Source organism: Pedobacter humicola, from assembly GCF_056490705.1.
In genome coordinates this window covers 289,201-313,884 of record NZ_JBWJIG010000003.1, presented here as the reverse complement: position 1 = coordinate 313,884, position 24,684 = coordinate 289,201, and the positions used below count along the sequence as shown (strand labels likewise).

Sequence of the window (24,684 nt, the reverse complement as noted above, 5' to 3'; positions counted from 1 at the left end):
TCTATTTCACAAGCTCAAACGGATTTCGATTGTCTCCTGTCCATTTATATTTATATATAGTACTTTCTTGCTGCCCATCCTTTGCTTTTTCCTGGTGCGAGATATAAAACAATCCATCACCCAAAGGGCAAAGGCCAGTGGCGCCCCATTGGAAAAACCATCCGTTAATGCCCGATCTGGTATCTTTAAGCCCTGCTTCCAATAAAGAAAGTGTTTTAACCTTTATCTTCTTCCCATCCGACGATATGTGGTCTTCCACAGGATTCTTTTTGCCATCAATCACAAATAAATCGTAATTCGGGAACTGCGTTTTGGTTCCGCGGTATACCGCTGCGAACAAATTCCCCGTATAGGAATCATAAGCCAGATTTTGGATGCCATAACGGGTATTGCCTGTTTTTACAAAATATTTTGCGAGTGGTTTTTCAGGGCCGGAGTGATGCAGGTTTTCCTGTGAGAGCGGTTGTGCATATTTCCCCCAATCGGTTACATCATACTGCAAAATTACCTGATGGTCGTTATCGGTTCTTGCCGTATCGCCATAAATGCCATAGGCTACATACAGGAATTTTTTAGCTGTGTCTGTGCTTCCTATCGCAGGTGCAAAAGCAAGGCCGTCAATACCCGAGCAGGCAAATCGATGTGGTGTTTCTTTATCGACTGTTTTGACTTTTGCCGTATAATCATTCACAGCTTCTTTGATATACACAGTGTGTAGCAGATTTTCTTTTTCTGCATCCATATTTGGTCGTACTACACGCAACGCATCGAATATGGCAACATAAAATCCATCCTCATTAACGGTTTGGGTTCCTAACTCTTTTTGTATACCCTTGCCAATCGCGTCATTTTTATATTCTAACGAACCGTATATTTTTCCGTCATCGGCAAAATCGAGATCACCCAGATGTCCGACAAAACCGGTTACACTACCGATCAGTTTGCCGGAAAGATCGGTTTTGATCAGCCTATCGGTAAAAGAAAAATATACATAGCCTTTTGCATGATCCACCACCACGCCCTGCACATGCAAGCCACCTTGTTTCCCTGAATATACCGAATCGGGTAAGCTAATGTTTTGAGATTTTGATCTCTGGATGAATGCAGTTAGGATGAGGAGGGATAAAATTATTTTTTTCATCTGGCGGCTTGGTATCAGCTTTCAAATTTAAGTCGCGGTTTACTGACCTGGATAATAAAGGACATTAAATTTATGTTAAGTGTGATTGTTTTGGTCAGATTCTAGAACAACTTCTGCATTAATGTTTCCTTACGCTGCGGCGAAACCTCCACTTCGGCTCCATCACTAAGCTCTAAAGTGCCGCCATCACCCTTGCGGTATTTTACCACATAACTCAGGTTTACAATTACCGAACGGTTAATGCGCATAAAAAAATCATCGTTCAATTGCGCTTCATATTCTTTTAGGGTTTTGGAAACGATGATTTTTTTATTATCCGTAAGCAAGAAAACGCTATAATTACTCATGGCTTCTACCCTGATAATAGTTGTTTTATCGATAATGTAAACACCTTCGGCGGTAGGAAGTGCGAGGCGCGCATTTAAGACCTCTGATTTCTGGCTCCGTTGCTTTACTTTCCCGGCTACCCGTTTACGTAAGCGGGTGATTGCGGTTTTCAGATCGTCTTCATCCACCGGTTTCATCAGGTAATCTACGGCGCTTAAACGCAAGGCTTCCAGTGTATAACTGTCGTAGGCGGTGGTAAAGATTACTTCGAAGCTAAAACTTCCCAAACGCTCCAGAAACTGGAAGCCGTTTATGCCCGGCATTTCTACGTCGAGAAACAGCACATCGGGATCGAGTGCGATAATGGCACTTAGAGCCTTGGCAGGCTCATTAAAAATGCCCACCACCTGAAGTTCGTCTTCGAAAGAAAGAAGTTTTTGCGAAAGTAATTTACTTCCTCGGGTTTCATCGTCTAAAATAACTGCCTTTAACATAGGGGAATGTGTTAATGATAAAAATCGGGTTTTAAATCCGCTTAGCCAAAACTTATATGGAGATTTTCGTTAAACTGAACGGAGGAGATGGCGTTATCCATCGCTCAGTTTACCTGACTTCGCTTGTAGGGCCTGAAATTTTTCAGGAAAAGATACATTTCGTTACCAAAATCGCTTTCGGTACACATGATGGTTTGCTTTATGACTTCATTTTCTTTACCAAATATGGTTTTCCAGATGTTTTTTCCCGGACGACTTGTAGCCATACTATTTGCGGTTAAATCTATTGTTCCCGCTTTTGCAAACCGAAGCTCAACCATAAAATATTTGATGAGGCCATTCGTTTTACGGTCTAAGAATAATAACCCGCTCCGATAAGTAACCGGATGTTTTGTAGCAGCCAGCCAGTTACTGGGTCCTTTTTCCCAACCACCGTCATCGTGTAGGGTAGGTGGCTGGGGAAAGGAGATCTTAATTTTTTCTGTATCGCTCTCACTGGTCGCGATCTGTATTTTTAAAGGTACCTGCGAGCGGATCTGTGCCTTGCTACCGAGGTATGCCAAGCTTAAAAAAGCAATGATGAACATCTTTTTCATAACCTGTATTTTAGAATGTATATTTTACACCAATTCCACCATTTTCGGCACTGAAGCCTCCACCACTGTTAAAAGTGAACACCGGTTGCCAATCGGCACTAATGGCGATGGGAATGCCTTTAAATTTATATTCGAGTCCTAAAACACCTAAGGCGCCAACCGTAGTGGTAGGATCAACCAGATCGTCATCGAAAGAAAAATATTCGAAATGTCCGCCGCCGCCAACATACCATTTAAGGTTTTGAACCCCATTAATGGGTAAATGGTATTCGTAGGCCACGCTCACACCAATCTGGGTACCCAAACCATTAAAACCCCTGTAGGTAAATATGCCTTCTAGTGCATGTTTTTCCTTTAAGAAATGTTTTGCGGTAAGCGATATGCCATATAGGAATTTTACCCCAATAGCGGTGCTGTAGTTTTCGGAGGAGTTAGAACCAGCAGCTTTGGTGCCGGCCTTGGTTACCGGCGTGGGTTTTACGGTTGTTTTGGTAACCGTTTTTGTGGCTGGTTTTTTTGCCGGTGTTTTTTTGGTCTGTGCGCTGATATTTAGGGCAACAGCACATAAAATAATGGTGAAGATCTTTTTCATGGTTATGTAGGGTTAGGGTTGATAGAAAAATATTTTGTTCTGGTTATAATGTGCGGCTAAGAGACCGTAACCCGTATCCGTTTTTACAAAGGCCAGGCCATAGATATCACCCGTGCCTGTGAGTGTTTTGGTACAGCCGGTATAATTGACTTCAGAGGCCTGAATCTGGTTGCTGTTTAATAAGGTGATCTGTTTATTGCCTGGTGAAGCCGCTGCGACAATATTTCCGTAAGCCGCCACATCAACCAGTTTTGGTAAACTTACAATCACAGTTTTACCCAGGCCACCTGCTGCCGTTAATCCACATTTATAAAGGCGGTCGGTACTGTAACCTGTAAGATACAGGGTGTCGTTGGCAATGGCCAATCCCTTTGGATTTCCGAATACAGCTGCTACAACACTGAATGTACTGCTGTTTAAAGGATCATTAAAACGGAGTAACCTATCTTTGCCATCATCGGCGAGATATAAGCGGTTTTTGCTATCGAAAGCAATGCCCCGAGGATTGATAAACCCCTCCTGGATGGCCCGTAAATACTGATAGGTACTTACGCCGTTAACCGTATTCTTTTTATAAATGACAATCCTTGCATTTTGTTCGGTTTCGGTGATGTAGAGGTTTTCATTATTGTCGAAAGCGATGACTTCGGCACCTACACTTTGAAAAGTCTGGGCAGGTGCTTTTTTGGTCAGCAGATCACTATAACTATTCCAGATTTTTGTGATTCCGGTAGAACCATAGGGTTGTTTATATTCTGTAGTGGCTACTTTTCCACTGGAGGATACCGCCAGGCCACATGGATTGGCCACATCCACAGAAGAGATCAATTTTAGTTCGGGTATGCCACAGCTATCGGTGGGTTCGTTTTTATCCTTCTTTTTGCAAGAGATAATTGCTCCTGTTGCTAACAACAGGAACAAAAAGAGAGCGAACGCTTTTGGGTTTTTCATGATCGATTTGATTAGATTTTTTTCAAAACACCTGTATAATTACCTTTTAAGGGGCCTTTTGCTGTTGTCGCATTGATTGTGATGGAATAGCTGTCTCCATCCTTGGCAATGGCAACCGTGCCACCATTAATCTCATCGGTTACATTATTTATGGTTACCGCACCTCCGGCAAAATTGGTTGCCGTATTGTAAGGCGCCCCGTTTTTATAGGTGAATGAGCCGATCGGAATGACATAATTTCCCAGGTTTTTGAAACGGATCTGTACCGAGTTAAATTCAGGGGTAAGGAAATAAAGCCATGCGCCATCGCCGTTTCCGCCTCTATAATCGCCGGAGTTGATGTTGTTGCTACTGTTTTGGTAATCGAATTTACCAGCTACGGCTCCTGATCCTCCGTCATCATCTTTGTCTTTTTTGCATGATGAAAGGCTGAAGAAAACACTCAATACGATAAGCATTTTCACAATTTTTTTTAAGTTTTTCATTTTTCTTTAGTTTTTAAGGTGGATGAATTATTGTTTATTGGCTTGGTAGGTAACGTTATTACGCTCTACAACCAGAATGGGTGTATTTACATTTTTCCAGCTGGGCACCATGGCACCGATGAAATCGCTATTGGCTTTAAAACTGCCAGTGGCCAAAGCGTAATAGGGAACAGAAACCTCCGGAGCAACTGCCATGATCGGTAAGGTTTGGTTAATTGGAGGTGGATAATATTTTGTACCGATCTGTCTTTCCTTGATGTCCCAATCGATGTTTTTAGCTCCTGTAAATCTGAAAAGAAGATTTCCCGTTTTGAAATCAGCATTTTCAAAATTTTGAGCAGTAGTGGTATTGGCTAATACCGCGAATTCAAACCCCTGAGCCGCATTCGTTTTATCGGAATACTGGTAAGATTTTACCGTAAGCTGTCCGGATGTACTTTTTTCCAAAACAAAACGGTAAGTATAGGTGCCAGTTCCATCTAAATCGAAAGTGAGGGCATTGTCGGTCACATCCGCGGTTAGCGTTCTGAGATAACCCTGGCGATGCAGGTTTACTTTCAGTCCATCGCCATCTTGGGTAAAAGTCATAATAGCGAGTTTTTGGTCTCCCGTTTTACGTTCTGCAACAATGTAATAGGGCAGTAAATCTGCTTTGCTTATCTTTTGCACGTTTTCAGGGTTGTCTGGATCGTTAGGATCATTGCTGTCTTTTTTGCATGCGGCTAATGTGGCCATCAGCATTAAGACGCTTAGCATAAGTTTTAATGTTTTCATGGTTTTTAAATTAATTTGATTAAATCGTGTTTATTGTGAGCGGTTTAACTATTGATCTTTAGTCAATGCCGCAAAGAAAAAGTTTGCGGGCGGGTCTACACCGAAATTGTACCTGCTTACCATCAGTTTGCCGTTGAGGGCTAAAAAGTACCTGGCGATACCATTTTCTTTCGCAATGGCCATTACATTTTTAATAGTGGTGTAGGTATATGTAGCTGGAGTAAGGTGTACCGTTTCCTGATATTGCGTATCGGTAAACTTATAGGCAAAAAACATCGACGAACTGTTTTCCCGGCTCAGCATCATGCCGCTGTACCAATTGCCGGTAAACTGATTGCTGCCAGGTATTTTATAGAGGTTGCTGCTCAGATAATAACTTTGCAGGCCTTCAGCTTTGCTAATATTTTCGTCCGCAATGGTAAAAACCCAATTGCTGGCACCCCCATAATTAACAGTGATTTTGTTATTTTCGAAAGTATACCCCACGGTGATGTAGTTCACGGCACCCCAATCGTAAATTATGGCCTGACCGTTTTCCTCGAAAGTAACCACATAAGGATGTTCGAAGCTTTTGTTTCCTATAGTTCTGAGGTAGGTGCCCGAAATAAAATACTGTTTAATATCTATAGCTGTTTGGGTTTCCTCCTTTTGGGTTTTTTCCTTTTTGCAAGCACTAAAGGTGAGCATAAGCACTGCGGCGATGAGATAACTTAAGTTTTTCATAAGATCAGATTGAAGATGGATTACTTGATATTGATTCGGATGCAGTTATATTTTAATTGAGCCAGGCAACCATCTTGGTGTACATTTTATCCGTCCAGTCGCCACCACAATGCGTGCTGCAGCCATTATCCGTGATGCCTTCGCTTTTGGCTTTGATTGGCGAGTTTGCCGGTATCTGATCGTAAAGGCTTTTTCCGTAATATTCTCCTTCATTATTGCCGCTGCAATTGATGGCGAAAACCGGGATCTTAAAATTCTGTGCATTCCATGCACCACTTCCACCACACGCGGCCAATACGCCTTTACAATAACTGAGTGTACTATTTGCTGAAATATCGCTGAAGAGCATATAAGAGGCGAAGGAATAGCCACCAACCACAGCCTTTGTTTTGCTGATATTGTATTTGCCGGATATGGCCACAATACATTTGTCGTAATCTTCGCCAATCATTTTTGCGCTGGTATTCCAGGTATCAGAATTGGCATTGCCGGGCGTTTTGCGGTATTTCACGATGGCTGCGACGTAACCGTTAGCAGCTGCTTTTTCGCAGATGGCCGTTTCTGCCGCTCCATCTAAGCTACCTTCAGTTGGATTGTTTTCATCGTTGCCACTACCCATTACCAAAATGCCCTTAAAGGTTGTAGCATCATTGCCCGTGAAAATTTTATAGGTAATGCCGTTTACGGTTTCAATGCTTTCTTTCAGGTCGCCTTTGATTACTTCCTGAGCTTCATCATTATTTTTTTTGCAGGCGATGGCGAGTATAATGCAACAAGCTATCGCGATGGTTAAATTTTTCATGGTTATATTTTTAGGTTGATACAATGTTTATTTCCTTTTGCTGATACAAGTTTAGTTGCCACCAGAACAAGATTTTTTGACAATGATTGAAAGCCATGCCTCAATGAGTGAACCTGTTTTTACAATGAGTGAAGCCGCAGAACCTTCATTTAAGGGAATATGCATGTTTTGTATGCCTTGAAAACCCCGTAATAAGCGAGGTTTTTAGCGGGTTGGACAATAACACCCGGTTTCAATGAGCGAAATACCAGTTTGAATTAGCGAAGGATAGAAATAGCAGCCTGCCTATATTTTATTTTTGAAAAGCTAGTGCAACAAATACAAAATGAAAAATCCCATCTGCTTTGTTTTTATCCTATTACTCTTGTTATTGCAGGAAAAGGTGGCGGCGCAACCGGCTAAAATAGACTCTTTGGAAAGGGCGGTAGCTGGTAATTTGGTAAGCGACGATAGGAAGGCCCGCGACCTATTTTTTCTTGCCGCTAATTTTATCAACTCAAATCCCAGCAAGAGCTTAGTTTATATTGATCAGGTGCTTTCCTTTGAGAATAACATTAAAGACAAAGGTATTGTAGCAAGTTGCTACAGGGTAAAAGGCGCTATTTTGAATATCCTTGCGCGTTTTCCTGAGGCGATAAGTGCTTTAAATACAGCTTTGATCAATGACAGGGCAACGGGAAATGCTTATGGAATAGCTGGTGATCTTTCCAATATAGCTACCATTTACATTTATCAATCCAATTTTCCGCAAGCATTGAACTATTATCAGCAGGCTACTAAAATCCTGGAGGGGATTCCTGAAAGCGACCCACAGAGTTATCAGAATAGAAAACGTGACGAGGCGGCTATATACAGCAATATCGGATTGGTTTATATTGAAACTGCAGATTATGCGAAGGCTATTGAGCATTTTGAGAAAGCGATTTCCTTACAGGAGAAATTGAAAAATAAAATCGCAACTGTACCCTCGCTGGGCAATATCGGAAATGTATATAGCCGGCAGAAAAACTTTCAGAAGGCCATTTTTTATGCTTCAAAATCTGCAAAATTAGCCGATTCGTTGGGTGATAAAGTCAGTTACGCCCGTGAAACAGGTAATATGGCCTCTTATTACAGCCAGATGGGGCAGTATGACCTGGCCCTAAACTACGGCCTCAAAGCGATTGCCTTAAATAAGGTATTGGGCAATACCAAAAGTATCGGTTTTAATATGCAGAATGTGGCCGAAGCCTACGCCAAAAAAGGCGACCTGGAGCATGCGAAATTTTACGGATTGGGCTCGTTGAAGATAGGACAGGATTTAAAAATTCCCGAAATACAAAGAAATGCAAGTGAAGGATTGAGTCAATTGTACGAGAAACTGATGTTGACCGATAGCGCGCTTTTTTATTTCAAAAAATACGCAATTTTTAAAGATAGCATCGATAACAGTAAAAAACGAGACGAGATCGCAAGGCTTGGAATACAATATGAGTTTGATAAAAAAGAGGCCACTTACCAGCAGCAGCAGGAATTGGCCGATGAGCAGATGAAACAGCAGCGGTTACAGCTGGCCCTAAATGCAGAGCAACTTAATGCAAGTTTGCGTTTAAGGAGCCTGCAGCAAGTGCAGCTGCAAAACGAAAAACTGCAAAAGGAAGAAAAGGAAAAACTATTGCTGATTTCTATCAACAACGGAAAATTACAATCGGTTAAGGTAAAACAGCTCTCTCAGGAACAAAAACTCGATAAGCTAGAGTTAAAACAACTGTGGCTTTATGCAGTATTGATTGTGTTAGGCTTGAGTTCCGTTTTATTATTTTTGTACAATAAATACCGTATACGTCAACTGAGGTTCAAAAATACCTTGCAACAACAACAGGCCGAACAGCGTAACAAAGAGCTGAGCTACCGGAGTCAGCTTTCTGAAAGCGAACTCAAAGCCATCCGTTCGCAAATGAACCCCCATTTTATCTTCAATGTGCTCAACTCCATCGAATCGTATATTATGGATAACGATAAGAAAATGGCTTCGCGGCTGATCCAGAAATTTGCCACATTAAGCAGGCTCATCCTGGAAAATTCTACGAAAAGTTTGGTAACTGCTGATCGTGAGTGGAAGGCCCTTAAACTGTATACCGAATTGGAAGCCATGCGTTACAGCCATTCTTTTAGCTATAATTTTGTGGTTGATGAACACATCAGGCTCGAAGAATTGCTATTGCCCCCAATGCTCATCCAACCGCTCATCGAAAATGCAATTTTACATGGGCTCATTATCGATCCTCAACCCGATGCACATTTAGCGGTGACCATGGTACAAAACAAAACTGGCCTATGTATAACGGTAAGTGACAATGGCAAGGGCTACCATCCACAAAACAAAACACAGCCTAAAATAGGCGTTAAAGAGAAATCCATTGGTATCCAGTCTATCCGGGAAAGGATAGAAATGATTAACTTGCAGTATGAAGATGGGAAGGCCCGCTTCGACATTAACATGGGGTGGGGTGGAAAAGGAACCATTGCGATGCTGTGCCTACCCAAACACTTTAAGGTGCCCTAAAAAATGTATAATGAAATCGCGAATTAGCTTATGTCTGCTGTGTTTTATCTTTTGTCGTTTTTCGGCCATCGCGCAATCGTTTCCCAACCTCAGGTTCAATCAGCTTACCGTGAAAGACGGCCTAAGTACCAATGCGGTAAAGTGTACCTACGAAGACCAGAACGGGATTATCTGGATTGCCACCAGCAAAGGGCTGAACCGTTATGATGGCACCGGCATTAGAGAATTTAAGCACAGCGATACCGATAGCACTTCCATTAGCAGTGATGTTGTGGTGTCTATTGTGGCCGACCATGAGCAGCAGCTATGGCTGGGTACATTAAATGGCCTGTCGAGGTTTAATCCAGGCACCGGAAAAGCAGTGAATTTTTTTCACAATGCGAAAAATAGAAATAGTTTGGCCAGCAACTGGAACTGTATGCCTTTTGTTGATAGCAGGGGCAGGTTGTGGCTGGCTATGGAAGGTGCTATACAATTGTTCAATTATCAGAAAAATAAATTCACCACTTACTCGTTGCAAAAGGTTGAAGGGATACAAAATTCGTTCAGGCAAATTCGTGAAGACAACCTGCACCGGCTTTGGGCAGTTGGCAGTACCGGATTGTACCTGATAGACGAAAAACAGCAAAAATTAGTACCTAGCGGTACGCAAAAAGGTAATGATAACCTCTGTTTTTTTCAGGCTCGCAACGGCAAGGTTTACATTGGCCAGATCAAAAACGGAATAAAAAGCTTTGATCTGCAACGTAGGGATTACCAGCCTATACAAACTGATTTTTCGAAACTTGTAGATGTAAATATTTACGATATTATCGAATGGACAGACAATGAACAACGCAATTGGCTTTGCATGGCCGCTGAGGGAGGTCTGGTGCTCAAAGACAGCAAAAGCAATCGCATTAAGGAATATGTTTCGGATGTTCTAAATCCTTCTTCTTTAAACGCATTTAACATTTATCACATCAACAAAGACCGGCAGAACCGCCTTTGGCTATCAACAGACAACGGTATCAGTATACTGGATCCAAACCTGCAGAATTTTGAAAATATTCCCCTGTACCAGCAACTGAAGCTCAATAATCCCAAGCTTTTCGGTTTACCCAATAATATGCTCGAAACCAGCGATAAATTTTATGTAACCGGCTATTATGCCAAAGGGGTGTATGTATTTGATAAAAACTGGCAGTTCCAGTCGCATATTTTACAAATGCCGGCAATTTCACAGAGCAAGCTTAGCAAATCCATTAACAGTATTTATAAAGACGAACAAAACAATCTTTGGTTCAGTACGGATTCGGGTTTGGTAAAGCAGGCAGGGAACCGTTACAAGCTTTATTTTCCACCAGTAGATTTGAGCATCAAAGAGAACCTGGCCGTATCAAAAGTGTACAAAAGAAAAGATGGCCTGTTTTGGATCCGGGCCAGGCAAAATGGACTTTATCTCTTTAACCCGGTTAAAGGAATGTTCGTTAAACAATATAAGCCAGACGATAAAAATATAGATGGTGTGGTTTATTCGGGCTTGATGGATAAAGAAGGTGATTTCTGGATTGGGGCCACCAGGGGCATTAGCCGTTATATCCCTTCAAAAGATGCTTTTCGCAAAATTGTAGTGAAGGGGATTGATGGAAAAGTATGTAATATCAGTTGGGTAACCGATCTCACAGAAGATAGGGAACAAACCATATGGGCTGCTTCTGACGTGGGGCTGGTTAAAATAGATAAGACCAAGGGAACGGGGTTATTAATAGACCATAAATCTGGATTACCAGAAAACTACCTGAAAAGAATATTGATAGATACCCTTGGGAATTTATGGATTCCCTCCCAGCAGGGAATTATCAGGTACGACAGAAAAAAGAGATTTACTTTTTTTAATATTAATAACGGTCTTCCCTTTCAGTATGAGGGACATGGTTTTTTTGAGATCGATCGATCCAATAATTTTCTGCTCAGTTACAGTGGCTATGTTACCAGATTTAATCCCTATCACATCAAAACAAATCTCTCGGTACCAAAGGTAATTTTTATGGATGTAAGTGCCGACGGTACTGCGATCATTCCCGAAAGGCAAGGCATTGTGCTTAAAGCAGGAACAAAAATTATAAATATCCATTTTGCACTTACCAATTACACGGCGCCACAAGAAAACAGGTATTTTTATAAAGTAGGCAAAAAGGCCCACTGGCAGGAAGTTAAAAACGGCGATATCGCGCTGGGCAGCCCGCGCAACGGCCGATACGAACTTTATATTAAAGGCAGCAACAACGATGAAGTGTTTAGCCCGGAAGAACGTTTGCTCATTACCGTTTTGCCGTATTGGTACGAAACCCATTACTTTGTGGCTGTTTGTATCTTGTTGATAGGATTGTTGGTTTTTTTCATTTGGAGGAGAAGGATCGCTTTTATACGTGGGCAGTTTCTGTTTAAGCAAAGGCTTTCTGAAAGTGAGCTGAAAGCCATACGCTCTCAAATGAATCCACATTTTATCTTTAATGTATTAAATTCTATCGAATCGTATATCATGGATAATGATAAAAAGGTGGCCTCCCGGTTGATCCAGAAATTTGCGGCCTTAAGCCGCTTGATCCTGGAGAATTCGACTAAAAGCCTGGTTACCGCTGATCGGGAATGGAAAGCCATTAAACTTTATACCGAGTTAGAGGCCATGCGTTACGACCATGCTTTCAGCTATACTTTTAAAGTTGATGGAAACCTGGACCTTAAAGAATTATTACTGCCACCAATGCTGATACAGCCATTAATCGAAAATGCCATATTACATGGATTGATCGAGTCGCCACAAAGCGATGCCCATTTGGATGTGGCCCTAAATCTTAAATCAGACCATATGTATATCACGGTTACCGATAATGGAGTGGGCTATCGGAAAAATACCAAACCGCAGCTGCCAAAAGGTATAAAGGAGAAATCAATGGGGCTTAAATCTATATTGGAAAGGGTAGACATGATCAACAGGCAAAACGATGGTTTTAAGGCCAGTTTCGATATCCGTTTGGGTAAAAATGATCGGGGTACAATAACCACCGTCTGTTTGCCGATTATTAAGACCGAATAAAAAATTATGACTGGTTGTTTCTGAATTCAGGCATAACATGGCTGTTTTATATCCGTAAAATCTTAGCTTAAAGGCAATGAGACAAAGAAAATACTTCCCTGGTCAACTGTACTTTCAAGCCATATCTTTCCACCATGTGCTTCTATAATTTGTTTGGATATCGCCAGGCCCAAACCATAAGAATGTTCGCCTGAGGTTCCTTTCCGTTTGGCATCGGTGAAAATATTGAATATCTTTTCCTGAAGGTCTACCGGGATTCCGATACCCTGATCCTGTATCTTAATCACGATATCTCCATCGGCTTTAAACATCGAAATTTTGATCACGGCACCTTTGGGGCTGAATTTGATTGCATTCACAATAAGGTTACTCACTACACGCCAGATTTTTTCCCTGTTTGCCTGAACGATCGCTTGGAGGGGGGAAAATTTCAGTTGCTGCAACTTCTCATTTGCTTTAAAGTTCAACAGGTTAACACAATAGCGTACAAGGGTATGCAGTTCGATAGGTTCTTTGTTCAACCCTTCCGAACTTATATTCACATTCAGCAGGTCTTTTATCATTTCCAGTGAATGAAGGCTTGATGTTTCCAAAAGATCGAGCATCTCGCGGTCTTCAGTTGGCAGATCGGTAGTTTTTAGCACCCTTGCAATACTGATGCCTGCCGCTATCGGACTCCGAAGATCATGGGCTACAATTTTCATCATGCGGGTATTTTCATCCTGACTTTGCTCGAGTGCGGTCAATACCCGCTGCATATCAGCATTCTGACCTATGATTTTTGCATTTAGTGCCTTTAATTTCTTTCTGCTCTGCCAGAGTACGAAAAGCGTAACGGTTGTCATTAATGAGAAAATAATGAAGGCAATCAGATAGATTTTTTTTACTTCATTTTCTTTGCGCAGCAGATCAAGTCTGAATTGCTGTTCATTGGTTTTAAAAACCAGATCAATATCTGCGATCTTTAGGTTGTGGGTCACTTTATGCAATGAATCACGCAAATTATAATAAAGCTGTATATGGTGATAAGCCTCTGCATCGTTACCCATGTGCTCAAAATATTTCAATTGCAGTTTGTATAACTTTAGCTCTGTTTCGGGCAACATTTCTTTGCTTTTTTTTCTCTTATCAAGTACCAGTTGTAGTTCTTCTAATAGTTTACCAACTTCCTCAAATCTCGCTGTCTGAAAATAAAGATCGGCCAGTTTTAGCTTTGCGGTCTGTGCGTCTTCCCGGGCAAAATGAGGGCGATCGTTTATCGCGATACTTTTTTTTAGGTACGCTTCCGCCTTGCCGTATTGCCCTAACTTCATATATACCCCGCCCATATTGCCGTATACTACTCCACCTGCTGCTTCTATAAAGTCTTTTCTGGTATGACTGGTTGGGTGGTACCGGTCCATAAATCTGAGTTCCTTATCGTAATAATATAGTGCACTGTCGAGTTTGCCCAGGCGTTCAAAACAGATCCCCAAGGTATTGAGGAAGTCGCGCCGTGAACGGTACATGTCGTCTAAAGTTTTCTCGTCATCGCAGTTATTTCCTTCAGCATATGCCTTTTTGATATAAGAGATCGCTTCCTGATACCGTTCCTGTTTATATCTGACCAGTCCGAGCCTATAGGTAAAACCATAAGATTCGCATTTTGGTAAATTTTCAAAGGCAAAATGCTCTGCGTCATAATAATATTTGAAAGCTTTATTGTACCCATTTCCAAATAATATGGCATCTCCTTTGGCGAAGAGCGCATTTGCATATTCCAATCCGTATTGTTTTTCCCAGCCTTTTAGTACGATCAGCATACTATCGGCAAACAGATTTGTTTTAATTACATCTTTATCCGCTAAAAGATAAAAAGTGGTGTAGTTATTATATTTTTCGTAAAGCTCCTTTACACTAGGGTTTTTCAAGTTGCGGTATGTAGAATCAAGATAAGCCATAGATTCTTTTCCCCGGCCATAGTAAGCCAATGTATCTGCTTTTTTTAAAATCTGTTTTACTTCCGCGGAAAGCCCCGGGTCAACTTTTTTAGGTGGCGGATTACTACAGGATATTACCAATAGCAGCACAAATAGCCAAACAGGATATTTTCTTATCCAAATATATATGCTATATAGAGAACAGCTAGTGAGCATCTTTCCTAGAAATTGGTTAGGTACATTATTATATCATTTTGGTCGAGAAAAAATAACCTGATGTTATTTAAGCGCATATGGCAGTAGTTTTTATAAAACCTGCTGCATTTTGTAATAGCCAATAAACCTTAGTTTTTCCACCTGTTTTGTTAATTTTGTTTGGTATTTAAGGGGTGAATCAGATGAGCAAATCTCTTATCTTATTGTAACCCTGTTTGTTGAATAGCAAAATGCTTGCCACAATCTATCGATATAGCCCAATAATGTTTTATCATATTTATTTGCTATTCAATTGGTGCTGCCAGCCATCATATCCTTTCGAAATAGGACACAGCAATAACATCCCTAATCATTTAAGTTTTGCATATCAGATAACCTGTAGATTGGTTTTTAATAACAACTATGAGAGGCAATTTTTAATAAAAATGATTTAAGGTATCCTGTAAAAACAAGATACCTTAAAATAATTAGTAGCCTTCATTTTGAGGGCTAAGGGCAGGGTCCTTTTGAACCTCTGCTGCAGGGATTGGTGCATATTCATATTTTTTTTGCAATGAATTTGCCCTTAGGGGTGCTTCTGTAGCCATTGCTGCTTTGGCGGTTTCAAACCAAATGCCCCATCTCACCAAATCAAATTTGCGGTGTCCTTCTCCAACCAGTTCGATGGAACGCTCTTTACGTATGGCCGTTCTCAATGCATCCTGAGTAAGTCCAGCCAGAGGTGCAAGTTTTGCACGCACCCTTACCTGATTGATGGCGTTAAGGGCTGTGGTGATATCATTGTCTTCATTCGCCGCTTCTGCAAGCATTAATAAAACATCAGCATATCTGAAAACATAAATGTCTAAACCACTATTGCGTTCTCCTGCATCCAGCCGCCACCATTTTGGGCCAAACCAAACGTCGGTATTATAAATGGTTTCGGGCGCAAAAGCCTGGCCATTATAACCCGTGGCTATAATAGATTCTTTTCTGGCATCGTTAGCTTCAAAGCTATTGGCATAGGCTTTAAAAGGAACATAACCGCCATACCATGGTTTAGATTTAAAAGGCTCAACATTTACAGTGCTATTGGGCGAGTAGAATGCATGCTGATAGCTATTCAATAAATCTGTTTTAAAATCTATTTCAAAAATAGATTCATCATTGAATTCGTTATCGCTTTTAAATACATCTGCATAATTATCAAGCAAACGGTAACCTTGTACGGCCTTAGCTGTGGCTACCGCGTTTTTCCAGTCTTTGTTCCATAAATATACCTTGGTAAGCAATGCTTGTGCTGCGCCTTTTGTGGCTCTGCCTTTATCCCCTGCATCTGAATATTTCAAAGGCAATACAGCAATAGCGGCATTTAAATCTTCAATCATCAGTTTGCGTACATCAGCGGCGGGTGTTCTCGGCAACTTTCTGTTTTCTTCAATAGCCAAATAATTCTTTTCGGTGATCAAGGGTACATCCCTAAAAATACCGGTTAAATAATAATAATATAAGGCCCTTAAAAACCGGGCTTCCGCAACCGATCTGTCTTTAATAGTGCTACTGCCAGATTTGGTAACCCTATCAATCACTTGCGAAGTCGTATAAACGCCTCTGTAACAGCCGTTCCACATGGTTTGGGTATAGTCGCCAGGATTTATCGGGCTGATATTTAGTGCGCCCCTAACCGTTTTGCCGAGAATATTGTCACACTCTTCATCCAGGTACGACCAAAGTTCCTGCTGAAATAACCTTTGGGGGTGAGAACCCACCAGCCAAAAATAAGCCCCGTTTACGGCCTGTTTGGCATCCTCATCGCTTTTAAAAAACTGTTCGGGACTTAAAAAACTTTTGGGCTCTTCTATCAATGCTTTTTGGCATGCGCCAAGTAAAATCATTGTGCCAAGTAATACAATTATATATAAATGCTTTTTCATCGTAATTACAGTTAAAGGGTTAAATTGAAACCTAACGCGAGTGTTCTGTTCTGTGGATAATTGGTAGAGTCGAAACCCCTTAAAACAGAGTCGCTTCCGTATGCATTGGTCTCCGGTTCGTAATAGGGATATTTTGTAATCAGAAACAGGTTGGTTCCTGTAGCGAAAACATTCAGTCTTTTTATCCAGCTAATACCCATATCTTTTCCACTGAGCGCATAACTTAAGGATAATGTTTTTAACCGCAAAAATGAACCATCATATACCCATCGGGTAGAGGTTATATAATCCCTGGAGTTTACCCGTGGAATATCAGAATTAGGATTGCCAGGTGTCCATCTGTCGGCAATAGAAGCAAATTGATTGGTTAATGGTGATCCCGTATTGTAAAAAGCGTCTGATATATTCATCACATCATTACCAAAAGAACCCTGTAAAAACACATTCAAAGAGAGTTTTTTATAGGTAAAAGTATTACCCAGGCCGCCATAAAATTTAGGGTTCGCATCGCCGATTATTCCAAAATCCGCTGGAGTAAATTTATTATCGCCGTCAAAGTCCTTGTATAAGGGATCACCCAAACGGGGTGTTGCCCGTGGGTTTACCGAGCCTGCGGGTATCGTTGTTGTTTTTTGGGTTCCGGTGTAAGTTGCGCCCCAGAAAGTACCAACAGGTTGACCTACAACAAGCCTGCTAATGGTAGAGTAGCCTCCAAAACCAGTAGCAGCAAGATCAAAACCAGTTACACCTCCTAAATCAATAACTTTGTTTCTGTTGCCTGATATATTAAGGGTGGTTTCCCAGGTAAAATCTTTGGTGATGATATTCCGGGTATTAATCAGCACTTCTAAGCCTTTATTTGAAACCGAGCCAATGTTACTGATTTTTGAAGAAAAGCCTGTTTGAGTAGGCAATTGTTCGCTCAACAACAGGTCTTTGGTTCTTTTGGAATAATAATCCACTTCTACGTTAATCCTGTTTTTCAAGATTCCAAATTCCATACCTAAATCAAACTGGCGTGTAGTTTCCCATTTTAGATCAGGGTTAGGTAAATTGTCGGAGGTGTAACCCAAAATTTTAGCCTCACCGATTAAAAAGCCCGACTGAGTTCTTAATGAGGGAAGCGATGAATAAATCCCGATGGCCTGATTGCCATTATAGCCAAAACTTGCCCTGAATTTCAGGTTGTCAAATACATTCATATTTTTCACAAACTCTTCGTCAGAAGCCTTCCAGGCCACCGCCACCGCAGGGAAGAAGGCATTTTTATGGTTTTCGGCGAATCGGGAAGAACCATCTAATCTTCCGGTTAAGGTTAATAAATATTTGCTTTTATAGCTGTAGTTTAAACGGGCTAGATAAGAAATAATGGTATACTTATCGTATCCAGATGTGATGTTAAATTTCTTTTGGTCTGTTGCACCCAAGTTGTTGTATAAAAAAGCATCAGTAGCATATAGGTCTGCACTGGCACGTAGTCTTTCTGTATTTCCGGTTTGATAGGAAGTCCCGATAACAGCATCTATATGGTGATCGTTGGTAATATCCTTATTATAACTTAAGGTATTTTCGCTCAGCCACATCACTGAATTTTCGGTAGCTACATCTGCGGCACCACCGCTCTTCGCGTTCATTCTGGAAGGTAATGCGCCCGGATTATAAATATTTCTTTTGTTAAAGTTGAATTCAGAGCCAAAGGTTGATTTGAATTTCAGACCTTTAATAATTTCCCACTCTGCAAATAAATTGCCGATCATATTGGTGCTAATGGTTTTATTGGTTGGCAAAGTGCCCTGTGCCACAGGGTTATCGTAAACCTGTGGGTCAAATGGCCTTTTACTGTTAAAGGAACCATCAGCGTTATAAACCGTGGCGGTAGGTACATAGGCCAAAGCCGATTGGTAATAATCCAATCCCCCTAAAGACACGGTATTGTTATTGGTTTCTGCCCTTCCTACATTCAAAATGGCACCGATCTTTATATTTTCTTTGATGGTTTTATTCAGGTTAGACCTGAACTGATAGCGTTTAAAACCCGAATTGATAATTACTCCATCCTGTTTGTTATAATTCCCTGATAAAAAATAGTTGTAATCATTTTTACCTCCCGACGCACTTAGCGTTATATTTTGCATCGGTGCTACCCGGCTGATTTCTTTTTGCCAGTTGGTACCCTCGCCGAGCGATTGCGGATCTGCATAGGGAGCTGGCTGCCCTTCATCAATTGCACTTTCATTGGCCATTTGCGCAAATTGGCTGGCATTAAGCATTGGGATCAGTTTAGGTATTTTTTGCCAACCCGTGTAGGCATCGAAATTGATATTGTCCTGGCCTACAGTACCCTTTTTAGTGGTAATCAAAATTACACCATTGGCCCCTCTGGCACCATATATGGCTGTTGACGAAGCATCTTTTAGTACCACCATCGATTCGATGTCTTCAGGATTGATCAGATTGATATCGCCTCCGCCAATCAGCCCATCAATTACATATAAAGGCTCGTTGCCTGCCGTGATGGAGTTGCCCCCTCTGATTCTGATAGAAGAACCAGCACCCGGAGCTCCGCTTATAGAAGTTACCTGAACACCTGCTGCCTTGCCCTGCAACATCTGATCTACACGTGTAATGGGTACGTTTTTTAATTCTTTTTTTCCAATGGTGGCCACCGAACCTGTTAAATCCTCGCGTCTGGTGGTGCCATAACCTACAACGAGGACCTCACTCAATTCATCCAGTTTTAAGCTGAGTTTAATCGTCATCTCTGCTTGTGTGTCAGCTTTGATTTCCTGGGTAGCATAACCTACATAAGAAACAATTAAAACAGCGTTTTCAGGTACATCTTTAAGGGTAAATTCTCCATTGTTTCCTGAAGTGGCTACAACATTGGTATTCTTGATTTTTATGGTTACACCCAGCATGCCCATTCCCATTTCATCGAGGATTTTGCCCTTTACGTCGGCAGGGGGAATAGATAAAATCGTTTTTATTGGCTCGCTTTTCCTTTTGATAATGATGACTTCATCTTTTATAATATAGGTTAAAGGCTGATCGGAAAACACGAATTCCAATACTTTTTTTAACGGCGTATTTTTAAATTTAACGTTGATGTTTTTTGATTCGGCTAACATCTCTTCAGTATACAGGAAGGTATAACCTGTTTGTTTATGTATTTCTGTAAATATCCTGCCCAAAGAGATATTATTTTCCTGTATGGTTAACATTTGGGCATTTACTGCCGCTTTAACCTGTAGAAATGCTGTAATTAGAAAAATAAGGGTAAGTTTCATCACCAGCATTATTCTATTTCTGGAGACACCAGGTCTCCAAAAAGTCCTATTGAATTTCATATTTGGTTGTTTTGGTTTTTGTAATGGGTTGTTTATTTTAATTAATCCAATGATCAACCTCGATACCGATCGGGTGCGACATCAACATTCCCGATTGGTATTGATTTGATCAGACGTGTAGATTTAAGGCATAACGATAATCCTCCTTTCTTCAATTTTGAAATGTACCAGATCAGTTAATTCCAGCATTTCTAAAACATCATGTATATCCTGATACCTGGAAATGCTTCCCATGAACTTTTCATCAGAGATCTTTCCCTGATACACAATGTCTACGTTATACCAGCGACTGATCCTTCGCATGATGGGGGCGATTTTTTCATTATCGAAAACGAAAAGCCCATTTTTCCAGCCAATCGCCGTTGAAACGTCTACTGGTTTGGCTTTTAAATTATTTCCTGCAAGAATGGATTGTTCGCCTGGTTTCAGAAACAAAACGCTCTTATTTTTAGCCGTAACTTTTACACTTCCTGACAACAGGGTTGTCTTCGTTTTGTCCTCTTCAACATAAGCGTTTACATTAAAATGAGTCCCAAAAACCGTGATGTCCTGTGCGGCTGTAATTACTTTAAAAGGTTTAGACTGATCTTTTGTTACCTCAAAATAAGCTTCACCGGTTAATTCGACGCAACGTTCTTCACTGGTAAACTGAACCGGAAATTTTAAGGATGAGGAAGCATTAAGCCAAACCCTGGTTCCGTCAGATAAATTCACCTGATATTGCCCGCCAGGAGGGGTTAGGATGGTATTATACTTTAGTTCAGTAGCTTTTTCTGCTTTACGGTGTTCCGATGAAGGAATAACGTCATAAATCAATTGACCAGTGACGCTTTTAGAGATGCTTACTCCTGTTTGGCTCGCGATTTTACCCTTAATCGCATCGGTTAAAACTATGCTTTTCCCATCGGAGAGAATGAGTGTCGCTTTATTGGTGCCTGGTTTTATCTGGCGAGATAGAATCGCCGTTTTTTTAGGTGCAGGAGTCTCTTTTTCTTTCGGATCATTGGGATAGTCGTAAATGCCAAATAGCATAATCAGCAATATTGCCGCGACATTAGTCAGCAAAAGCCTTCTGGTCCTTCTGTATTTCTGATTAAAGGAAAGCCGTTTCCGTACTTTATTTTCGGCGGCAAGCACCATCGACGTGTCAGGCCCTTGTCCTTCCCCGGTGGTATTTAAATACCAGCTCTCCACCATTGCACATTCTTCCTGGCTGGCATGCCCATCCAGGTATTTTTTAATTAATTTTTCAGTTTCCGGCTTTTCCATAAATAAAAATCATTGGCCCCTATATCAGATAAGACTATCCAATCCATTCGATAGGGTACTACAGGTAAAAAATAATTTGTTTTAGTAACGCATGATCAAAATCAGATATGCCATGATCCCGATGCGGGCACGTAGAATTTTCAAGGTTCTTTTGATATGGGTACGTACGGTGTGTTCGGATGTACCCAGGCTTTCGGCGATATCTTTATGACTTAGGCCTTCTGTCCGGCTCATCGTAAAAACCTTTTTCATTTGGGGCGGAAGTGCAGAAATTTCTCTTTCAATCAAGCATGTTAATTCCCGCTCACGAACATGGGCATCAGTCACAAATTCACCTTTATCGATAAACGCTTTTAAAGAATTGAGGTAATTATTTTTACGGTCTGAACGCAGCTGAAAAGTGAATATCCGATTGCGAACGGCAGCGTATAGGTAAGCGGAAAGATTTGCGATTTCGAGCTCGTATCTATTCGACCAAAGAAATTCAAATAAGTCCTGAACGATATCAATAGCATCTTCACCATTCCCAAGTCTTTTAAAAGCATGGACATAGAGCGATTTAAAAAACCTTTTGTAAAGTTGATTAAAAGCATCATGACTTCCCTTTTTCAAACGCATAACCAACTCTGAATCTAAAAGCTGATGATCTTTATTCATATTTTTACTCCCTAATTTTTCATACAAAAAAGATATATCAGGAATATTTGCAGCGGTATTAAACCGGCGAATTTTACCTGATCGCAAAAAAATGGGATGATTTATACTTGTGTTTTCTATTAAATGGAAATAGATTTTAGGGAATACTATTTCTTAAACAGGCACACCATAATAGATTAATGAAACATGGTAATCGTTTGAACGATTGAATCAATATGTAAAGCTTAAAATATAATTGTTGAAATCAAAATTTATTATGGTTTAAATGCACCGAATGGTTAAATGAATAAATTATGTCTATGTATATTATTATTTTGATTCACACTAATCAACTGAATAATTGAAGAAATATCTCTTGCTAACCGTTATTCCTTTGCAACTGGGATATCTCAGCATCCGTAAAATTTCCATTTTGTAATTTGTGCCCTGTTTTTTTAAGGTTTTCCTATTTTTTATTGTATTCGTGGTTTCTAAGACATAAATTTGAAAGAGAAATATGGATGTATATAGCGATTATAGTGATCAGGCGCTTTGTTCGCTTCTAAAAGAAGGAGATCGCCAGGCCTATATCGAAATTTATACACGTTATAATAGCTTGTTGTATATATATGCATTTAAAAAGCTTCGAAATAAGGAAGAAGCGAAAGATGTGGTTCAAGAAGTTTTTATACAACTATGGAACCGCCATGAGCAACTATCGGTAGATACTTCTTTAGCCGGATACCTTTATCAATCTGTTCGCAACAGGGCCTTGAATATATTTGCGCACCAGCAGATCGAACAAAAATATATTGATTCTTTAAACGATTTCTTAGGCACTCAAAACGCTGGTACAGATTATCTCATTCGGGAGAAAGAAATTGCAGCATTGATTGAAAAAGAGATCAACGCACTTCCACCTAAAATGCGGCAGGTGTTTCTGTTAAGTCGTAAAGAACATAAAACCTATAAAGAAATCGCATCCGCGATGAATATCTCTGAGGATACGGTGAATACCCAGATGAAACGGGCACTAAAAATCATGAGAGATAAATTAGGGCCGCTTTTTATTTTAGTTGGCTTCTTTTATTAATCTCATCTTACTTTTTTGTTTAAATATGGCCATCATGATGAACGTCTTATTGTGATCACAATTGGGATGTAGTGAATAGCTATAGCAGGATAAGACAACCAAATCAGAAATACCAAATTTGTGTGTATAGTCAATTCAAAATTAAATCATTAACCTGTGTGTCACCGCTCCGTCTGATGTCCGAACCAACTCCGTCTAAACCCTTAATTTTTTACTTTTATGCCGAATCAAACAGGGTGACTGTTTTTTTATTTTCAGTTATTTGTATTTTTTTGTTTTATTCTTAAATAAATTTAAAATCCTTGTCACTGTATGGCCGCAGTTAACTGTCTTGGTTATAATTAGCGCCTAAATACTACCTATGAATAATGCCGAAAAACTATTAGCGAAATATAAAGCCGGGCAATGCTCAGGCGAAGAGATATTGATATTAGAAAACTGGTTTCATCAGTTAAACGGCGATGAAGATGTAAAGTTAAGAGAGGAGGAGCTCGAACAGGCAAAAACAGAGATGTGGAATGTGATCGCAGACCAGACACAGGTTATAAGGGAAGTTAAATTATCCCCTCGGAGTTTGAAGTATTGGGCTGCGGCAGCGGTATTCGTATTGGTACTTGGGGGGCTGTTATTTTACAGGGTGCACTTCCAGCAATCCAGGATTGCTTCTTTAAGCAATCATACCATAAAACCAGGCGAAAAAATGGCAACATTAACTTTGGCTAATGGTAAGAAAATTACCTTGTCCAATAGCTTAAACAATGGCGCTATAACCGAACACGGGGTAAATATCACCAAAACTACTGATGGGAAATTGATTTATAATATTGTAGAAAATGCTGCCGATACAGGCGTTTACAATACCTTAACTACCGCCAGGGGCCAGCAATTTGGTGTAGTACTGCCCGATGGATCATTGGTCCATTTGAATGCAAGTTCGTCCATTACTTATTCAACAGGCTTGAACCACACTGCCAGGAGGAAAATTAAACTGGAAGGCGAGGCTTATTTTGAAGTGGCAAAAAACAAGAAACATCCTTTTGAAGTACTTACGGTTAATCAAAAGGTGGAAGTACTGGGTACGCATTTCAACATCAACAGTTACAGCGACGAACCCAATACAAAAACAACCCTGCTCGAAGGCCGTGTAAAAGTGTCTTTGCTCGAACATTCTGCTGCTGATGCAAACAAGATACTTGTTCCGGGTGAACAGGCTGTTTTAAGCAAAAGCATCATTACGGTGAAAACTGTAAATCCGCAAGAAGCGATTTACTGGAAAGACAATAAATTCAGCTTTGATAGCGAAGATATAGAAACGGTTATGCGTGAGGTATCGAGATGGTATAACGTAAATGTAATTTACCAGGATAATGTAAAACATGTAAAAGTTAGCGGCTCGGTTTCGCGCTTTGCAGATATCACCATGTTGCTTGATAAACTGGAAAAAACCGGACTGTTGAAATTTACGATAAGTGGTAAAAATATTACCGTATCAAAAGCCTAACCTATAATGATCAATTAATAGAACCATAAATAACTAAACTAAACCAAACGAATGAAGAAAAATCTACGACAAAGACGCTGAGGCAGCATGTAAGGAGGTACCATAAAAGCGTAGAGGTGTTCTAGCACCCCTACGCAAATGTCTGGGTACCATTCTGAACGGGGAAAACCCCCGAAAAGACCGACTGAATATCAATCTTGAACCTAAACCCAAACCCTACAAAAGTATGAATAAATCTACTTTTAACCTAGGTGTGCCGTTTAATTGGCTACGCCCTAAAA

18 protein-coding genes are annotated in these 24,684 nt (G+C 40.5%); 4 read left to right on the top strand and 14 right to left on the bottom strand.

What is annotated here, in order from left to right; all coding sequences use genetic code 11:
• Window position 1: 1 nt before the first annotated feature.
• The 9 genes from AC04Q1_RS07480 to AC04Q1_RS07440 form a co-directional block, all read right to left on the bottom strand.
• Window positions 2–1,141 (bottom strand): hypothetical protein, encoded by a 1,140-nt coding sequence (locus AC04Q1_RS07480; RefSeq protein ID WP_478363301.1) that lies wholly within the window; start codon window positions 1,139–1,141, stop codon window positions 2–4.
• Window positions 1,142–1,242: 101 nt separating this feature from the next.
• On the bottom strand, window positions 1,243–1,962 hold the full coding sequence (locus AC04Q1_RS07475; RefSeq protein WP_478363299.1) for a LytR/AlgR family response regulator transcription factor: 720 nt from the start codon (window positions 1,960–1,962) through the stop codon (window positions 1,243–1,245).
• A 104-nt stretch (window positions 1,963–2,066) separates the two neighbouring features.
• Window positions 2,067–2,558 carry a hypothetical protein gene (locus AC04Q1_RS07470; protein WP_478363297.1) on the bottom strand — a complete coding sequence of 164 codons (492 nt, stop codon included), beginning with the start codon at window positions 2,556–2,558 and terminating at the stop codon, window positions 2,067–2,069.
• Window positions 2,559–2,568: 10 nt separating this feature from the next.
• Window positions 2,569–3,150: a hypothetical protein gene (locus tag AC04Q1_RS07465; RefSeq protein ID WP_478363295.1), complete on the bottom strand. Its 582-nt coding sequence runs from the start codon at window positions 3,148–3,150 to the stop codon at window positions 2,569–2,571.
• A gap of 12 nt (window positions 3,151–3,162) precedes the next feature.
• Window positions 3,163–4,101 carry an NHL repeat-containing protein gene (locus AC04Q1_RS07460; protein WP_478363293.1) on the bottom strand — a complete coding sequence of 313 codons (939 nt, stop codon included), beginning with the start codon at window positions 4,099–4,101 and terminating at the stop codon, window positions 3,163–3,165.
• Between the two features lie 11 nt (window positions 4,102–4,112).
• Complete coding sequence (locus AC04Q1_RS07455; RefSeq protein WP_478363291.1) at window positions 4,113–4,586, bottom strand: hypothetical protein; 474 nt, start codon at window positions 4,584–4,586, stop codon at window positions 4,113–4,115.
• 27 nt (window positions 4,587–4,613) lie between these two features.
• Window positions 4,614–5,360, bottom strand: coding sequence for a hypothetical protein (locus AC04Q1_RS07450; protein WP_478363289.1), 747 nt, complete (start codon window positions 5,358–5,360; stop codon window positions 4,614–4,616).
• Window positions 5,361–5,408: 48 nt separating this feature from the next.
• On the bottom strand, window positions 5,409–6,083 hold the full coding sequence (locus AC04Q1_RS07445) for a hypothetical protein (protein WP_478363287.1): 675 nt from the start codon (window positions 6,081–6,083) through the stop codon (window positions 5,409–5,411).
• Window positions 6,084–6,135: 52 nt separating this feature from the next.
• Window positions 6,136–6,885: a hypothetical protein gene (locus AC04Q1_RS07440; RefSeq protein WP_478363285.1), complete on the bottom strand. Its 750-nt coding sequence runs from the start codon at window positions 6,883–6,885 to the stop codon at window positions 6,136–6,138.
• Between the two features lie 325 nt (window positions 6,886–7,210).
• Between AC04Q1_RS07440 and AC04Q1_RS07435 the strand changes: the two genes are divergently transcribed.
• Entirely contained in the window at window positions 7,211–9,430 is a 2,220-nt protein-coding gene (locus AC04Q1_RS07435; protein WP_478363283.1) for a tetratricopeptide repeat-containing sensor histidine kinase, read from the top strand.
• A gap of 10 nt (window positions 9,431–9,440) precedes the next feature.
• Entirely contained in the window at window positions 9,441–12,509 is a 3,069-nt protein-coding gene (locus AC04Q1_RS07430) for a ligand-binding sensor domain-containing protein (RefSeq protein ID WP_478363282.1), read from the top strand.
• Between the two features lie 62 nt (window positions 12,510–12,571).
• Here AC04Q1_RS07430 and AC04Q1_RS07425 read toward each other — a convergent pair whose 3' ends face one another.
• From AC04Q1_RS07425 to AC04Q1_RS07405, 5 genes are all read right to left on the bottom strand, one after another.
• Entirely contained in the window at window positions 12,572–14,644 is a 2,073-nt protein-coding gene (locus tag AC04Q1_RS07425; protein WP_478363280.1) for a tetratricopeptide repeat-containing sensor histidine kinase, read from the bottom strand.
• A gap of 467 nt (window positions 14,645–15,111) precedes the next feature.
• Entirely contained in the window at window positions 15,112–16,557 is a 1,446-nt protein-coding gene (locus tag AC04Q1_RS07420) for a RagB/SusD family nutrient uptake outer membrane protein (RefSeq protein WP_478363279.1), read from the bottom strand.
• Window positions 16,558–16,568: 11 nt separating this feature from the next.
• On the bottom strand, window positions 16,569–19,904 hold the full coding sequence (locus AC04Q1_RS07415; RefSeq protein WP_478363278.1) for a TonB-dependent receptor: 3,336 nt from the start codon (window positions 19,902–19,904) through the stop codon (window positions 16,569–16,571).
• A gap of 123 nt (window positions 19,905–20,027) precedes the next feature.
• The gene (locus tag AC04Q1_RS07410; RefSeq protein ID WP_478363276.1) at window positions 20,028–21,173 is read right to left on the bottom strand and encodes a FecR family protein; all 1,146 of its coding nucleotides are present in this window, start codon (window positions 21,171–21,173) and stop codon (window positions 20,028–20,030) included.
• Between the two features lie 81 nt (window positions 21,174–21,254).
• Window positions 21,255–21,830 carry an RNA polymerase sigma factor gene (locus AC04Q1_RS07405; protein ID WP_478363274.1) on the bottom strand — a complete coding sequence of 192 codons (576 nt, stop codon included), beginning with the start codon at window positions 21,828–21,830 and terminating at the stop codon, window positions 21,255–21,257.
• A gap of 496 nt (window positions 21,831–22,326) precedes the next feature.
• Here AC04Q1_RS07405 and AC04Q1_RS07400 point away from each other — a divergent pair, with 496 nt between their 5' ends.
• On the top strand, window positions 22,327–22,902 hold the full coding sequence (locus AC04Q1_RS07400; protein ID WP_478363272.1) for an RNA polymerase sigma factor: 576 nt from the start codon (window positions 22,327–22,329) through the stop codon (window positions 22,900–22,902).
• Between the two features lie 361 nt (window positions 22,903–23,263).
• Window positions 23,264–24,403: a FecR family protein gene (locus tag AC04Q1_RS07395; protein WP_478363270.1), complete on the top strand. Its 1,140-nt coding sequence runs from the start codon at window positions 23,264–23,266 to the stop codon at window positions 24,401–24,403.
• Window positions 24,404–24,684: the final 281 nt, after the last annotated feature.